The following is a 14,266-nucleotide window of genomic DNA, read 5'->3' on the forward strand; positions in this document are numbered from 1 at the left end:
AACTTAGTTTATTGATTTTACTCATGCGGGGAAGTTTGACTTCCTCGCTTTTTTTGATGGGATATTTTTGTCAGTTGCTATAATCAAGACAAAATGATTTGTTAATTGCGGCGATCGCATTAGCAAATGATCTCACTCTAGTTACTCACAATACACGGGAATTTAGCCGTATTGATGGCATAAAATTAAGAAAACTAAAGATCATCGACCAATGACAACTACACTCGTTAAACCCTCCCAATTCTTACCTGAAGGAATCTGCATCAAGCGTATTAAGAACCTCATGCTATTCAAATTTACCGATAAGCTAAGTGAACGGATGCAAGAACTCCTTGATAAAAACAAATTGGATACCCTCACCCCAGAGGAAGCAATAGAACTAGAGGCAATAGGGGAACTTGACGACATCTTCAGTTATATTAACGCTGCTGTTGCTGCTCAAGATCATGCCCATTCCTAAAACTCTTTATCAGCAGGTCAGACAACGCGCTCAATGTCGCTGTGAATACTGTCACTACCCTGAACTTCTCAGCACAGCCCCCCTTTCTATTGACCATTTGCAACCTCAATAACCTACTAATATTATTTTTGTAAAGTATGGTATAACTGGTCAATCAACAATCATCTCAACCACCTAGCCGAAAAAATGCTATGATTAGTCAATGGGTAAACTAAGTAAATTAATTAAATATCTTCTCTCTTTCCTGAAGCCAGATTTGAAGAAATTAGTTATGTTTTGGAAGCATTTGGATATCAGGAAATTAGAGCGAAGGGAAGTCATCACGCTTTTGAAAATGATCAAGGAGAAGTGATTATTATTCCCAAAAAAGGGGGTAAAAAAGTTAAACGAACGTATATTGAAGAAACGATTAGATTACTAGATTTGGAAAATTGGCAAGATGAAAACTAATTCTCAACTTGAGCATCAATCTTTAGAATATTATCTGTCTTTAAAATATCTCATGTCTATTTATCCAGAAGAGGACGGAGGATATACAGTAATGATTCCTGACTTACCAGGTTGTATGAGTCAGGGCGAAAGTTTAGAGGAGGCAATAGAAAATATTAATGAAGCGAGAGAGTTATGGATAGAAACTGTTTATTGTAGTGGTAAAAAACCAATTCCTTTACCTTCTAAACTAATTTCTATCATTAATTCGTGAACAACCATCAAAAATCAAAAATTTTATCCAACCTGAACGAATCAGAAATGTAAAAGTAGTAGTTGAACAACTGACAGGAAATATGGAACGGGAAAAGCTATAGCAAGTAGCTTTGAGTCAGGTACACCTTGTGCGGGCAAGATGCCCGCACCACAAGAGTTTTATCATTAATATCTGTACTTCATAATATCGGAAACTGCTGTATGTTGGCTAGAGACAAGTTTAAAACATCTTTCTTATCAGTTGCTATAATCAAAACAAACTGAGAAAAATCCTGCTATGATAGCCATTCCCCAACAACCGGCAAAAATGACCATTGAGGAATATCTTGCATGGGAACTTAACCAAGATATTCGCTATGAATACATCAACGGTGAAGTTTTCGCCATGACTGGTGGTACAATTCCCCATAATGATATTGCTCTCAATCTTTACACATCTTTACGTCCTCACCTCCGTCCTAGAGGTTGTCGAATCAATGTATCAGATGTAAAAGTGCAAGTTACCTCTAAAGGTCCATACTTCTATCCTGATCTGATCGTCAGTTGTCACCCTGAAGACATCAATGCCCGTAAATTTATTCAAAATCCTAAATTAATTGTTGAAGTTCTTTCTCCCGGTACAAGCGGTAAAGATAGAGGTGAAAAATTCCGATATTATTTGACCATACCCACTTTACAAGAATATATCTTGATTGATTCAGAAAAAATCTCCGTTGAACGTTATTCTCGAGGAGAAGGAAGAATGTGGCTTTATTATCCCTACACTACTGGAGACATGATTACTTTATCAAGTATTGCATTTGAATTTCCCATAGAAATGCTTTATGATAGTGTGGGGTTGGAAACAGAAACATAAAATCACATTTCCAAAATAAATCTGATTAATTTCAGATGAAATTTAATCTCTTATTAAAATTATGACAAAGCGGAAAAAAAGCAATCTTCAATGGATTAAGGAAACCCTAGAACTGAAACCAGATCATCATTGGGAATCTCCCCCAGAATACAATATTTTTGTCGCAGGTAGGGGGGCTGTGCGGTTTAATGTCCCTCGTGGTTGGATAACTCAACCCCAGGAAAAATCATTTAAGTTTACAGATAAAAAACCACCTGATGATGATTGTTGCTTAGAAATGTCTTACAATCATTTACCTCCTAATGATTGGACTCTGTTTCCCCTCAAATCTACTTTAAAGAAAATTATGGAAGATGATAGTCGTGATGTAATTGCAAGAGGAGAGGTGATCACTGTCAAAAGACAAACGGCTAAAATTATGTGGTGTGAAATTAAATTTATTGATACTCAAGCCGAACCCAGGGAAGCTTTTTCTCGGACTTGTGTTGGTTTGGGTTCTAATATTCAATGTTTAATTACCTTTGATTATTGGGCAGATCAAGCAGAACAATTAATACCGGTTTGGGATGAAGTCATGCGGAGTTTAACACTAGGATTATATATCAGAGATCCTAGAACCGGTTTAGCTTTTCCTGATTAAAAGGTTAATTAACAAATCATCTGTGTTTATCTGCGTTTATCTGCGTTTAATTATGATTTATTGTACCTAACTCGAATAGTAATTACTGATGGTAACTATTTATAGTAGTTATTGCACTGGATTGGCAAAATGTGGTTAGATGTTGTGGAAAACTTTCGTAATTTGCTTTTTCATACTTCGTCTTAATATGCAAACCGATCTTATTAAACAATTACAAGTCAATCTTTCTGTAACTGCTGCTACCTTAGCCTTGTTGGTGACAGCACCATCAATTGCTCATGGTCAAGTTAAGAGTACCACCACTAAGCCAGTCTCATCAACTCCTAAGACATCAGTAGTTAATATATCCATTACTGAGGCTGAAGTGCTGGACGCTCAAAAGTCCTGGGGTAATGCGTTGGTTAATATCAGCACTACCTATGATCAAAAGGGGATAGCCGCTGCTAGAACATTGGCGGACAAGGTGATAGATGAATTATATGCTTATCAGTCGGGATTGGTGTTGTTTAAGCCTACCTTAACAACTGGAGACCAAACCTTCCGCACGACACACAAAGGAGCTTTGTCTTATTTTGTGGGTGGTGATTCCTCTTTCCCTAAAGATACTGGTTTTGCTCTCAAAGGATGGCGAAAAGTGGAAATTCGCAACGCTGGCATTTTTATTGTCGGTAATACTGCTACCACTATGGGTAATGTTTCCCTGACTGATAAAGCCGGTAAAGTCACAACAGTAGATAAAACCTGGCAGTTTATTAGAGGTAATGATGGAAAATTGCGTATTATCTTACACCATTCTTCTCTGCCTTATAGTCCAAAATAAACATCGCTTAGATCTCCGAATTCTCCCAGAAGTCGGGGATGTGAAATAACTCTATTGATTAGCGATCTGCTACGGTGGATTCATTAGGTCATTTGCACCTTAATATTCCCACACAAATTGAGCCGGGACAAGTAAATATTGTCATAGTAATTAATCCAATTGTTGCATGTAAAGATCAAACTAAAGATCAAAATCCCAACCATGATTTTACATTTCTTTACAGAGTTTAGTTTTTTCATGCCAACTTATTTATTTTCAAGATATTGGGTAAACTAGAAGCGATAAAGTAAACCATTACACAGATTGGTAATTCAATATTCATGGCAAATCCCACCGCAACTCTGGAAACTTCCCTTGGTACTATTACTCTTGAGCTATTCACTGATGTTATGCCCATAACGGCGGGAAATTTCATCAAATTGGCTAAAAGTGGGTTTTATGATGGTCTACATTTCCACCGGGTGATTAATAACTTCATGGTGCAGTTTGGTTGTCCCTACAGCAAAGATCCTAGCTCCCCCCGTGCAGGAACAGGTAATAGTCCTGATGGGTGCATTCAAGATGAGCATCCTGAAGATGGGAAACTTTCTAATGAACCGGGAACTCTATCTATGGCTAATACCGGGCGGCCTAATAGTGGTAGTTGTCAGTTTTTCATCAACACTGTCCACAACTCCTATCTGGATTGGTTTACCCCCGGTCAATCTAAGCATCCCGTGTTTGGTCGAGTGACTGAAGGCATGGATGTATTAAAAGCCATTGAAACCACTCCAACAGGATCTGGCGATCGCCCCAAAACTCCGGTGAAAATGATCAAAGTGACTGTCCACGAATAAACTAGAATAAACCGAAAAATTGGTGCGGAGATTTTCTCCGCACATCCCTATTTTCAGGCAAAATCCTCTGTTTTTTTAATTGTTCACCCGACAAACTAGATGCCCAACTTCTCAGATCATTAAATGATAGCATGGTAATTACTGATGGTAACTATTGACTGGATTGGCACAACGTGGTTAGATGTTACTGAAAACTTTTGTAACTTGCTCTTAATATGCAAACCAATCCGATTAAACAATTACGAGTCAATCTTTCTGTAATTGCTGCTACCATAGCCTTGTGGGTTACATTGTTGGTGACAGCGCCATCCATGGCTCATGCTCAAGTTAGTAGTACCATCACTAAGCCAGTCTCATCAACTCCTAAGACATCAGTAGTTAATATATCCATTACGGAGTCTGAAGTGCTGGCCGCCCAAAAAGCCTGGGGTAATGCGTTAGTTAATATCAGCACTACCTATGATCAAGAGGGGATAGCCGCCGCTAGAACATTGGCTGAGAAGGTGATAGATGAATTATATGCTTATCAGTCGGGATTGGTGTTGTTTAAGCCTACCTTGACAACTGGAGACCAAACCTTCCGCACGACACACAAAGGAGCTTTGTCTTATTTTGTGGGTGGTGATTCCTCTTTCCCTCAAGATACTGGTTTTGCTCTCAAAGGATGGCGAAAAGTGGAAATTCGCAACGCTGGTATTTTTATTGACGGTAATACTGCTACAACTATGGGTAATGTTGACATTACTGATAAAACAGGTAAAGTCACAACAGTAGATAAAACCTGGCAGTTTATTAAGGGTAATAATGGCAAATTGCGTATTATCGTACACCATTCTTCTCTGCCCTATAGTCCAAAATAAACATGGAATAGATCCCCGACTTCCGGGAGAAGTCGGGGAGTTGACAGGTGACAGGTGACAGTTGACAGTTGACAGGAAAGCGATAGCGTAACCGCTGCTGCAAGCAGATCGCCAACTTTTTGACTTTTTGGACAATTTCTTCAGCGAGTGGAGATTGTTGGTTTGACGGGGGTGATGGGGTATTGGTTGAGAAGATCATCGAAATTCGTCAGCAATATCGCTTAAAATTACCTGATGCAGTAATCGCGGCCATGATAATCCAAAATTCAGCCAGCTTAGTGACTGTTGATCAAGAATTTGCAAAGATCAATATTTTGACGGTAATTAATAGACATCTCCGAAAATTAAATATGCGTGACTTACAACCCTTGTAGAGACGTTCCATGGAACTTCTCTACATTCTTTTCTGGAGATGTCTAATTGGTAGCGATCGCTGTGGTACATTGTCTGATAGCTTACAGGATGTGATTGATCATTTTAAGCGATCGCTTTCTAGTATCAAACATTAATTATTTAAAAGCTTCAATCTGATCTAAATAAACATTAATTAACTGATGATCAGCCACTAAAATTTCAATTTCTGGCCAAACTCTGGACAGGAGTGAGTGAAATTGACGTTTTCGCACATTCCCAAAGCGTAGATGTACTACTTTAGGCGGGAGTAAATCAACCATCATGCGATCAGAAAAATCTGCATCTTTGGTAACAATTACCAGTTTTCTTTCTTTCGCATACTGCCATATTTGGGTATCACTTGGACTGTCACCTAAGATGGAAACATGGACAATGAGTAAAGATGGGGTAAATTGAATTTTCACGGGTAGATTTTCATCGAATAAAAACCCATTCATGCGATTTTTCTCACTTCGTAGTGATTCCCCATCAACTTTGCTGCAAATTGAATACAAGCATAAATATCTTCTCGTTGTAGAGAGGGGTACTCTTCCAGAATTTCCTCAATTGAATCACCAGCGCCTAAAAACTCCATAATTGTTTGTACAGAAATTCGAGTATTAGTAATAATGGGTCGTCCATTGCAAATATCTGGATGAATAGTTATTCTGCTTTCCATTTTGTTTACTTCTTGTCGTTATTAGTTAATTGTAGCATTTGTCTGATAGCGTGGCGCAAGCTATATGAGGATTTCCAGGATTTACAGGATGAGGGATCTATTTGCAGATGAGGTTGCTAATTTGACGGTGATTAATTGGTAGCGATCGCTGTGGTACATTGTCTGATAGCTTACAGGATGTGATTGATCATTTTAAGCGATCGCTGGTTATCTTATTCAAGAATTATTTGCAGGTGACACCAATAAATTATTGCAGCTAAGTAGGTAAACGGAAAAAAACCGACATAAGTAACGAAAAGTAAAGTTACCCAAAACCTCTTCCCAGTTAAGAGTTCCCTTGTCATAACGACAATTTTTAACGCCAGCCTACTTAGATCAACCTTTTATAGATATTGAATTAACGGCTTTTTTAGAGCAAAGTTTAGATATCTTACCAGCATCAGAAGTAGAATTACTGCATTTTCTAGCTGGTCAAAATGGCTCGATTTTATTAAGTGAACTGGAAAATAGTCATCAGGTTTATGAGCTAATAGTTTGTAGTATTCAATCCCTAAAAAGGCGTTTCCTTCTTTCTACTCAACAGATAAATGCAGAAGTGAGTTTAGAGATTTCATCTCTGATTAGGAAATTTTACCACAAACTAGATTATAATTAAATCCCTAAATTCCCGACTTTTTCAAGAAGTCAGGGATCTAAATTCTAAATTAGATTTTATCTGGGTCAATATTTAATTCTCGCAACTTTGCTGCTAACCGTTGAGCTTTTTCATCAAACATTGCTGCTCTTTGGGTTTCTATTTCTGCACTTTCTTCCGGTGTGGGAACTAAATCTCCATCTGGTGTAAAATACCTTAATAAACCCTGAACAATTCCTAAATATAAACCTAATTCTTGACTCCATAAATGTCCCTTTTCATTGGGTTCTACAGGTTGATATTTACCATGTATTAAATAAAAACCTGCAAATTCTAAAGTATAGGGATCAAACCAAAAATACTCAGGTGTGCGGAAAATATCTTGATAAAGTTCTTTTTTAGTTTCTCTGTCAGTTTTCGCTGTGGTTGGTGAAAGAATTTCCACAATCAGGTTAGGATATTTACCATTTTCTTCCCATACAACCCAACTTTTTCTAGTTTTTCGTTCTGTTCCTAACACCACGAAAAAATCTGGACCTCTAACATCTTTTGATTTTTTTTGATGGGGACTATAGTAAATACTGAGATTTCCGACAGCATAAAAATCATTTCTCTCTTTCCATAACCATTTGAGAGATTTTATTAAGAGCATTATTTGTTCGAGATGCAGTTCTGTTTCCACGGGAGGTTCATCACTATATAGGTCACTGGGTGGGAAAATTATCTCTTCTGATATATCTTCTAATGTGTTAGATGGGGATTCTGGTGCTTGAGTAATCATCATGGTATGATACCAAGTAGTTATTTGTTGATTATAACATGACTGCGAAAATGTTAAATTATACCTACACAACACAAAAAATTTTAATTATGTTTATGAAAATGTTACGATATCAGTGGTAGTAGAGGAAAACAACGATGAAAAAAGCATTGATGATCAAAATACTCATTTCATCCCTAACTTGCTTAAATATATTTACTCCTCATCAGGTTGCGGCTCAACTGTTACCGCAACCTTGGGTGACGGTGGGAAGTAAAGATAGTGAAGTTACTTATGGTGCGGGTGTTAAAGTTTTAGGTTTTGGTGTTGAAGTAGGAAGGGGTCCTGAAGGTGCTATGGGAGGAGATTTTTTAAAATTCTTGAGTTTACCATTTATTTCACCTTATGTCGGAATTGGTTGGTATTCGGAAGATCAAGGAGTGGCTGTTTCCGGTGGTGTACAAGTAGTCACTAGCGATCATGTTTTTCTGGGTGCTGGTTACAATTCTGTGCGAGGAGTTAATGGTCAAATCGGTGTGAAATTTTAGAGGATGTTTGGGTTTTTTAATTCTTTTTTTCAATCTCCTTGTCGCCCGTTAAGCCTTCTATTTCTTCTTGAGTAAAAATAGGAGGCCATAATTCAGAAACAGCTAATTCCCAACCTGGAAAAAGTTCTGGTAAAGTTAAAATATCGCCATTATGAAAAACTATTGCTTCACCTTGAGAACGATAAACTGTTACAGTTTCTTCATCAGGATCAATTAAAATTCCAATAATTGCACCTAATTTGATCAAGTTGAGAATCTTATTTTTTAATGTTTTAATTCTATCACTTTGAGATTTAATTTCTACTACTAAATCTGGTACAAGTTCACCAAAATAGCGGGGACTTTGACGCAGACGTGCAGCACTGACAAAAGAAACATCGGGAGCGGTGAGGTTGCTATCAGGTAAAATAAAACCTCCCGCAGAATCAAATACTCTTCCTAAACGACGGGGATAAACCCAATTCGCTAATAGTCGGCTAAAAAGAATACCAATTTCGCTAGATACGATATCTGATGGACCCACAATAGAAATTCTCCCGTTTGTTAATTCAACATCGTAATCTAAACCTGCATCATTGATAGCAGTTTGCAGTTTTTCTACATCTTTAATAGTCATGATTGACATAAAATAATACTCCTAATATACAAAGTTGGGGTGATTCAACCAAACACAATTTGATTTGAGATTTCCTTAAATTGTATCTGGATCAATATTTAACTCTCTCAATTTTGCGGCTAACCTTTGAGATTTTTCATTTGATATTTTCGCTTTTTCTGCTTCCATTGCTGCTCTTGTTGCTTCCATCTGTGCGCTTTCTTCCGGTGTAGGAACTAAAACTCCTGATGATGTAAAATATCTTAATAAACCCTCATGAATCCCTAAGTATAAACCCAATTCTTCACTCCATAAATGTCCTTTTTCGTTAGGTTGTAAGGGTTGATATTTGCCACTAATTAAATTAAATCCTGCAAATTCTAATGTATAAGGATCAAACCAAAAATAATCAGGTGTACGGAAAGTATCTTGATAAAGTAGTTTTTTAGTTTCTCTATCAGTTTTAGCTGTAGTTGGTGAAAGAATTTCGACAATGACATGAGGATATTTGCCATTTTCTTCCCACACTACCCAACTTTTTCTAGTTTTTCTTTCTGTTCCTAAAACTACGAAAAAATCTGGACCTCTCACATCTTCTGATTTCTTTTGATGAGGACTATAGTAAATAGTTAGGTTTCCGACAGCATAAAAATCAGTTCTCTCCTTCCATAACCATTCTAAACATTTGAGGAGGAGAATAATTTGTCGTAAATGCAGTTCTGTTTCCACGGGAGGTTCATCACTATATAAGTCACTGGGTGGGAAAATAATCTCTTCTGATATATCTTCTAATGTGTGAGATGGGGATTCTGGCGCTTGAGTAATCATCATGATATGATACCAAGTAATTATTGTTTGATTGTAGCATTAATTGTCTGAAATGGCTAACGCCACGCTTCGCTATCAGGATATCCAGGATTTTAGGATTTATCAGTAGGGTGCGTCAGACAGATATAGGGTTTTCCAGTCTGGTGAAGTACAAAATTATCTGCGTTTATCTGCGTCCATCTGCGTTCAATTATTACTGCTTGTACCTCACTTGAATGGGAATGGCTATAACCTAGTAAAAAAAAGATAAATTAAAAATCTGACGCACCCTAAAGCTAGAAAATGATGTAAACCTTAAACATTAATGATAGCGATTCCTACGGAGTGCTTGCGCGATCGCACTTTCCCAAATATTCAATGATAAAATCAAGAAAACTAAAAATAATCTACCTATGACAGCTACACTCATTAAACCTTCCCAATTCCTACCAGAAGGAATCTGTATCAAGCGTATTAAAAACCTCATGTTATTCAAATTTACCGATAAACTAGGGGAGCGAATGCAAGAACTCCTTGATAAAAATAAATTGAATACTCTTACCCCAGAGGAAGCAATAGAATTAGAAGCAATAGGGGAACTTGATGACATTTTCAGTTATATTAACGCTACTATTGCTGCTCAAGAAAATGCCCATTCCTAAATCTCTTTAATCTCTTTACGAGCAAGTGAGACAACGCGCTCAGTATCGCTGTGAATACTGTCACTACCCTGAACTTCTTAGCACAGCACCTCTTTCTATTGACCATTTGCAACCTCAATCTTTGGGAGGTACTGATAATCTTGATAATCTTGCCCTTGCCTGTCGTCGTTGCAATGAAAGACGTTACAATTTTACTACAGGTATTGATCCCGACACTGGAAAAGAAACTCCCTTGTTTAATCCCCGTCAGCAAATTTGGGCTGAACATTTTATGTGGACATTTGACGGTTTATGTATTATTGGCAAAACTCCCACAGGACGAGCAACCTGTGAACGTCTTGATCTAAATGATGAACGTCGTGGAGAAAAATTCATTCAAAAATCTCGACAAAGATGGGTTGAAAGTGGTCTACATCCTCCTGAAGATGATCCACAAGAATAATGGAAAAAATAGTTATTAGGGTACATTGGACAAATAATCTAACATACCCTACTATTTAGGCTAATAAAATTCCTAATAAAAAAGTTTTATATTAAACACTCTTGATTTAAGTCAAATTTAAGCCAAGCCTCAAACCTTGAAAAATCAAACCTTTACCACTTGCAGTTATTCACAAACAATGTTATTATTAAACATAATAAAATCCATTTAGTCTAAAAATTAAACTCTCTTAATTCCCCAACTAAAAAACCTTAAACTAACGCACCTTTCCACCAACATTACCAAGTTCGGAGTAATCCCAAGAGTGCATTTGACGGAAAGGAAGACCCATCTTTTGGAAGACATACTTCTCTTTCACACCAGAAGCAACTAAGTCTGGCTTCAATGCTTTGATAAATTCTTCAAATTCGTAAGCGGTAACGTCGTCATAAACGATAGTTCCGTTTTCAATGTAGTGAGTAGTACGTTTATAGTCGTCATTATGAGCGAACTCATAACCAGTACCAATCATTTTCATTCCTAAGTCTTGGAAAGCGGGAACAACGTGACGGGGACGTAAACCACCAACCATCATTGCCACTGTCTTACCTTCCAAACGGGGGCGATATTTAGCAACGATCGCATCCATGGTAGGTTGGTATTTAGCGATTACTTTCTCTGCGTTTTCTTGAATCTTAGCATCAAACTTAGAAGCAATTTCGCGTAAGGAAGCAGCAATCTTGGTAGGACCAAAGAAGTTATATTCTAACCAGGGAATATAAATTTATATTCTGAAAAATATCCATATATAAGATTTTTTATTCTGCTATTTCTAAATCAGCTTATTTATAGATTAAAAATAGATTAAAAAATATTGTTTCTGCATCTAAAAACTAATTATCACCTCAAATTAATTCACAAAATTTGCTTAACCTTGGCTTAAAATTCCCAAATTAATAAAATTGTTTATCTCCAACAGTTTTTCATTTTGATAGATGAATATAGACTTTTCCAATCTAATCAAGTACACACCAATTTATACCCTATTCCCTAGGAGATTGGGAACTGCTATAGTCTATTTCCATACTTCAGCAATTTGATATTTTGCTAAAGTTTGTCTTAACTGTTTGATCTCAGCTTTTAACTGGAGATTTTCTTGTTTTATAGCTTCGATATCATCCTTTTTATCCACAGCTTGTTTAATTACCTTTTTCCGGTTTTCTAAACTAAACCACTTTTGATAAATTTCTGTATGAATTTCTACAGAATGTCCTAAATTATCAGCAGCAGCCTTAATTGGTACAGCCATAATATGCGCTCTAATTGCCCAAGCATGACGCAAATCATAAGGACTAAAGGGAATATCTACACGTCGAAACCATGAAGAACAATTAACTCGAATAGTATTAATTTCTGTATAACTACTTTTTCCAGAAACTTGGCTATTTAAAAGTTCTAAACATTCTAAATTTTTTAAATCAAATAATTCAACCCATTCGGGATATAAGGGTAAAGCTTCCCGATATCCGGTTTTAGTATCAGGGTGTACTTTCCAAGTGTGATCTTTATTTTCAGGATTAAACCACCAACTAATATCAGGATTTACAAATAACTCTCTAGGACGTAAACCATAAGTAGCTAACATTCCATAAACCCATTGCCACATTTTCCAACTTGTTAAACAATCTCTTTTAATTGTCCCTTTTCTCGTAAGTGCATACTTGGCAAATGATTGATAATATCTGACTATATCTTCATCACTAGGAATATCTCTGGGTTGACTTTTTGGTTGTTTATTTTTGATTCCTTCTAAAGTAAAGCTAGTTAAGTTAAGTGTGGATCTTAATATCTTTAAGCTTTTAATCGTACTGTACTTTGCATACTCATTATTTAACTCCTGTAATTTTTGATCTATTGCTGATTGTGTCAAAACTGTATCCAATCCGACTAGCCTTTTTAGATGACTGATATAATAAGAAAAAGTGTGTTTACTTTTTTCTGTGAGTTTATGAGTTTTAAAATATTGAGTTTCAAATTCTGCTAATATCTCACCCACAGTTTTGACTATATCTTTAACTTGATCAGTAGTTTGTCCTAAGTATTTATCATTCCATGTAAACTGTTGACGAGCAATTAATTTACCTAACTCATGAGCTTCCTCTTCTGCTGTTTTTAAACCATCTAAATTAGCAGGAATATTTAAAGAAAGTTTATATTGTTTTCTCCCAGTTTTTCTGACATCAATTTCACCAGGTTTTAAAGGTAAGGACGCTTGTAATTGAATAGTACCTCCACTAACAACTAGTCCGACCTTGATCTTAGCTGCTTTTAATCGAGATTTGACATCTACTAAACCTTGTTGAAATTTCTCTTCCAGATGTTGCCGAGTAGCTTTCATTTGTGTCTGCGTTCCTAAATAGCTGCCATCGGTAGATGCTGGTGGTGTAAAATCGGTAAAAATTTCCTGTAACCCTTTTTCTCTCATTATCTTAAATTTGGATTAAAATTTAGTCCATTTAGAACAATGAGCAAATTAAACAAAGTTATATATAGACTAAATTCTGGTAGATTTAAGACACATTATCATAGTTTAGACAGGGAATACCATAAGCCTCTTCCATGTGACGGCTGATATAGTTCATAGAACGATAGCAGTGGATGAGGTTCATCTTCACGTTTGGTGTCATCAACATTTCGTTGATTGTACCGTCACCAGACCATTGTGCAACAACACGCAAACCGATTTCTTCTAATAAAATCCGGCTGGCCCAAGCGTCACCACCGATGTTATAGTCACCAATGATGGCTACGTCATAGGGAGTACCTTCAAACTTGAGTGTACCGTCTTTCTTGCCTTGATCTGCTCTGGGGAATACCCAGTCACGAATCATGTCGTTAGCAATGTGGTGTCCTAATGATTGAGACACACCACGGAAACCTTCGCAACGTACGGGAATAACTGGCTTACCGATGGTTTTAGATGTCTTCTTAGCTACTGCTTCGATGTCATCACCAATCAAACCGATAGGACATTCAGATTGAATAGAAACCCCGCGATTTAAGGGGAATAATACATCTAATTCTTCAATTAATTTAGTGAGTTTCTTGTCACCACCAAATACGATGTCCCGTTCTTGGAAGTCGGAGGTGAAGTGCATAGTACCGAAGGTATCAACACCTGTTGTACCTAAGTAGTAGTTACGACGACCAGACCAAGACCAATAACCGCAACCTACAGGACCGTGGCTGATGTGGATCATGTCCTTGATAGGACCCCAAACCACACCTTTAGAACCTGCGTAAGCACAACCACGGGCGGTCATTACACCGGGTAAGGATTTGATGTTAGATTTAACACCACAATCGGTTTTACCTTCTTCGTGAACGTTTAAGTGCTTCTCGCGCTTTTTAGCAGCTTTTTCGGGGTAAGCTTTGAGAACTTCTTTAATTAGTTCTTTTCTTTCTTCAACAATCTTCTTGTTGTCTGGAACTGTCATGTCTGGCCTCTTCTGGCTTTTAAAGATATTAATTGGGTAGGGATGGGGAAATTAATCCCCAAGGGCAGAAAGGAAGGTAAAAAGGAGGTAATG

19 protein-coding genes and 3 pseudogenes are annotated in these 14,266 nt (G+C 37.0%); 14 read left to right on the forward strand and 8 right to left on the reverse strand.

The window, feature by feature from the left end; translation table 11 throughout:
- Nucleotides 1-92: 92 nt before the first annotated feature.
- From H6F62_RS21020 to H6F62_RS21245, 11 genes and pseudogenes are all read left to right on the forward strand, one after another.
- A pseudogene (locus tag H6F62_RS21020) lies at nt 93-215 on the forward strand (type II toxin-antitoxin system VapC family toxin); the annotation flags it as partial.
- Nucleotides 212-460 carry a hypothetical protein gene (locus H6F62_RS14220; protein ID WP_137908508.1) on the forward strand — a complete coding sequence of 83 codons (249 nt, stop codon included), beginning with the start codon at nt 212-214 and terminating at the stop codon, nt 458-460. The pseudogene H6F62_RS21020 and the gene H6F62_RS14220, both read left to right, overlap by 4 nt.
- A gap of 276 nt (nt 461-736) precedes the next feature.
- Complete coding sequence (locus H6F62_RS14225) at nt 737-910, forward strand: type II toxin-antitoxin system HicA family toxin (RefSeq protein WP_199290972.1); 174 nt, start codon at nt 737-739, stop codon at nt 908-910.
- Nucleotides 900-1,163 (forward strand): type II toxin-antitoxin system HicB family antitoxin, encoded by a 264-nt coding sequence (locus tag H6F62_RS14230; protein ID WP_137908507.1) that lies wholly within the window; start codon nt 900-902, stop codon nt 1,161-1,163. The genes H6F62_RS14225 and H6F62_RS14230 overlap by 11 nt, the downstream gene beginning before the upstream one ends.
- A gap of 279 nt (nt 1,164-1,442) precedes the next feature.
- Nucleotides 1,443-2,021, forward strand: coding sequence for a Uma2 family endonuclease (locus tag H6F62_RS14235; protein WP_190372318.1), 579 nt, complete (start codon nt 1,443-1,445; stop codon nt 2,019-2,021).
- 61 nt (nt 2,022-2,082) lie between these two features.
- Complete coding sequence (locus tag H6F62_RS14240) at nt 2,083-2,661, forward strand: hypothetical protein (RefSeq protein ID WP_137908505.1); 579 nt, start codon at nt 2,083-2,085, stop codon at nt 2,659-2,661.
- 187 nt (nt 2,662-2,848) lie between these two features.
- The gene (locus tag H6F62_RS14245; RefSeq protein WP_137908504.1) at nt 2,849-3,481 is read left to right on the forward strand and encodes a hypothetical protein; all 633 of its coding nucleotides are present in this window, start codon (nt 2,849-2,851) and stop codon (nt 3,479-3,481) included.
- A 320-nt stretch (nt 3,482-3,801) separates the two neighbouring features.
- Complete coding sequence (locus tag H6F62_RS14250) at nt 3,802-4,317, forward strand: peptidylprolyl isomerase (protein ID WP_137908503.1); 516 nt, start codon at nt 3,802-3,804, stop codon at nt 4,315-4,317.
- Nucleotides 4,318-4,532: 215 nt separating this feature from the next.
- Nucleotides 4,533-5,177: a hypothetical protein gene (locus H6F62_RS14255; RefSeq protein ID WP_190372319.1), complete on the forward strand. Its 645-nt coding sequence runs from the start codon at nt 4,533-4,535 to the stop codon at nt 5,175-5,177.
- Between the two features lie 119 nt (nt 5,178-5,296).
- Nucleotides 5,297-5,551: a PIN domain-containing protein gene (locus H6F62_RS14260; RefSeq protein ID WP_199306436.1), complete on the forward strand. Its 255-nt coding sequence runs from the start codon at nt 5,297-5,299 to the stop codon at nt 5,549-5,551.
- A 9-nt stretch (nt 5,552-5,560) separates the two neighbouring features.
- Nucleotides 5,561-5,686 (forward strand): hypothetical protein, encoded by a 126-nt coding sequence (locus H6F62_RS21245; protein WP_255501589.1) that lies wholly within the window; start codon nt 5,561-5,563, stop codon nt 5,684-5,686.
- Here H6F62_RS21245 and H6F62_RS14265 read toward each other — a convergent pair whose 3' ends face one another.
- From H6F62_RS14265 to H6F62_RS14275, 3 genes are all read right to left on the reverse strand, one after another.
- Complete coding sequence (locus H6F62_RS14265) at nt 5,687-6,028, reverse strand: DUF5615 family PIN-like protein (RefSeq protein WP_162501197.1); 342 nt, start codon at nt 6,026-6,028, stop codon at nt 5,687-5,689.
- Entirely contained in the window at nt 6,025-6,249 is a 225-nt protein-coding gene (locus tag H6F62_RS14270; protein WP_039201637.1) for a DUF433 domain-containing protein, read from the reverse strand. Before H6F62_RS14270 ends, H6F62_RS14265 begins: the two co-directional genes overlap by 4 nt.
- Nucleotides 6,250-6,953: 704 nt before the next feature.
- Complete coding sequence (locus H6F62_RS14275; RefSeq protein WP_190372320.1) at nt 6,954-7,667, reverse strand: Uma2 family endonuclease; 714 nt, start codon at nt 7,665-7,667, stop codon at nt 6,954-6,956.
- A gap of 134 nt (nt 7,668-7,801) precedes the next feature.
- Between H6F62_RS14275 and H6F62_RS14280 the strand changes: the two genes are divergently transcribed.
- Nucleotides 7,802-8,191, forward strand: a complete 390-nt coding sequence (locus H6F62_RS14280) for a hypothetical protein (RefSeq protein WP_137908500.1) — start codon at nt 7,802-7,804, stop codon at nt 8,189-8,191.
- Nucleotides 8,192-8,207: 16 nt separating this feature from the next.
- On the opposite strand, the gene H6F62_RS14285 is transcribed toward H6F62_RS14280, so the two are convergent.
- Both H6F62_RS14285 and H6F62_RS14290 read right to left on the reverse strand, forming a co-directional pair.
- Nucleotides 8,208-8,816 carry a Uma2 family endonuclease gene (locus H6F62_RS14285; protein ID WP_190372321.1) on the reverse strand — a complete coding sequence of 203 codons (609 nt, stop codon included), beginning with the start codon at nt 8,814-8,816 and terminating at the stop codon, nt 8,208-8,210.
- Nucleotides 8,817-8,882: 66 nt separating this feature from the next.
- Nucleotides 8,883-9,617 carry a Uma2 family endonuclease gene (locus H6F62_RS14290; RefSeq protein ID WP_190372322.1) on the reverse strand — a complete coding sequence of 245 codons (735 nt, stop codon included), beginning with the start codon at nt 9,615-9,617 and terminating at the stop codon, nt 8,883-8,885.
- 389 nt (nt 9,618-10,006) lie between these two features.
- Between H6F62_RS14290 and H6F62_RS14295 the strand changes: the two genes are divergently transcribed.
- Complete coding sequence (locus H6F62_RS14295; RefSeq protein ID WP_190372323.1) at nt 10,007-10,255, forward strand: hypothetical protein; 249 nt, start codon at nt 10,007-10,009, stop codon at nt 10,253-10,255.
- 25 nt (nt 10,256-10,280) lie between these two features.
- Entirely contained in the window at nt 10,281-10,697 is a 417-nt protein-coding gene (locus H6F62_RS14300) for an HNH endonuclease (RefSeq protein WP_190369975.1), read from the forward strand.
- A gap of 286 nt (nt 10,698-10,983) precedes the next feature.
- On the opposite strand, the pseudogene H6F62_RS14305 reads toward H6F62_RS14300, so the two are convergent.
- The 3 genes and pseudogenes from H6F62_RS14305 to H6F62_RS14315 all read right to left on the reverse strand — a co-directional run.
- A pseudogene (locus H6F62_RS14305) lies at nt 10,984-11,454 on the reverse strand (nitrogenase component 1); the annotation flags it as partial.
- Nucleotides 11,455-11,751: 297 nt separating this feature from the next.
- Nucleotides 11,752-13,161 carry a site-specific integrase gene (locus tag H6F62_RS14310; protein ID WP_190372324.1) on the reverse strand — a complete coding sequence of 470 codons (1,410 nt, stop codon included), beginning with the start codon at nt 13,159-13,161 and terminating at the stop codon, nt 11,752-11,754.
- A gap of 97 nt (nt 13,162-13,258) precedes the next feature.
- A pseudogene (locus tag H6F62_RS14315) lies at nt 13,259-14,173 on the reverse strand (nitrogenase component 1); the annotation flags it as partial.
- Nucleotides 14,174-14,266: the final 93 nt, after the last annotated feature.

The organism is Anabaena sp. FACHB-1391 (genome assembly GCF_014696755.1).
Taxonomy (GTDB): domain Bacteria; phylum Cyanobacteriota; class Cyanobacteriia; order Cyanobacteriales; family Nostocaceae; genus Dolichospermum; species Dolichospermum planctonicum.

Coding starts and splice junctions, on each gene's coding strand:
- H6F62_RS21245 (WP_255501589.1), top strand. CDS start 5,561: ATGGAACTTCTCTACATTCTTTTCTGGAGATGTCTAATTGGTAGCGAT.
- H6F62_RS14275 (WP_190372320.1), bottom strand. CDS start 7,667: ATGATGATTACTCAAGCACCAGAATCCCCATCTAACACATTAGAAGAT.
- H6F62_RS14230 (WP_137908507.1), top strand. CDS start 900: ATGAAAACTAATTCTCAACTTGAGCATCAATCTTTAGAATATTATCTG.
- H6F62_RS14255 (WP_190372319.1), top strand. CDS start 4,533: ATGCAAACCAATCCGATTAAACAATTACGAGTCAATCTTTCTGTAATT.
- H6F62_RS14310 (WP_190372324.1), bottom strand. CDS start 13,161: ATGAGAGAAAAAGGGTTACAGGAAATTTTTACCGATTTTACACCACCA.
- H6F62_RS14280 (WP_137908500.1), top strand. CDS start 7,802: ATGAAAAAAGCATTGATGATCAAAATACTCATTTCATCCCTAACTTGC.
- H6F62_RS14250 (WP_137908503.1), top strand. CDS start 3,802: ATGGCAAATCCCACCGCAACTCTGGAAACTTCCCTTGGTACTATTACT.
- H6F62_RS14245 (WP_137908504.1), top strand. CDS start 2,849: ATGCAAACCGATCTTATTAAACAATTACAAGTCAATCTTTCTGTAACT.
- H6F62_RS14240 (WP_137908505.1), top strand. CDS start 2,083: ATGACAAAGCGGAAAAAAAGCAATCTTCAATGGATTAAGGAAACCCTA.
- H6F62_RS14235 (WP_190372318.1), top strand. CDS start 1,443: ATGATAGCCATTCCCCAACAACCGGCAAAAATGACCATTGAGGAATAT.
- H6F62_RS14265 (WP_162501197.1), bottom strand. CDS start 6,028: ATGAATGGGTTTTTATTCGATGAAAATCTACCCGTGAAAATTCAATTT.
- H6F62_RS14290 (WP_190372322.1), bottom strand. CDS start 9,617: ATGATGATTACTCAAGCGCCAGAATCCCCATCTCACACATTAGAAGAT.
- H6F62_RS14285 (WP_190372321.1), bottom strand. CDS start 8,816: ATGTCAATCATGACTATTAAAGATGTAGAAAAACTGCAAACTGCTATC.
- H6F62_RS14295 (WP_190372323.1), top strand. CDS start 10,007: ATGACAGCTACACTCATTAAACCTTCCCAATTCCTACCAGAAGGAATC.
- H6F62_RS14270 (WP_039201637.1), bottom strand. CDS start 6,249: ATGGAAAGCAGAATAACTATTCATCCAGATATTTGCAATGGACGACCC.
- H6F62_RS14220 (WP_137908508.1), top strand. CDS start 212: ATGACAACTACACTCGTTAAACCCTCCCAATTCTTACCTGAAGGAATC.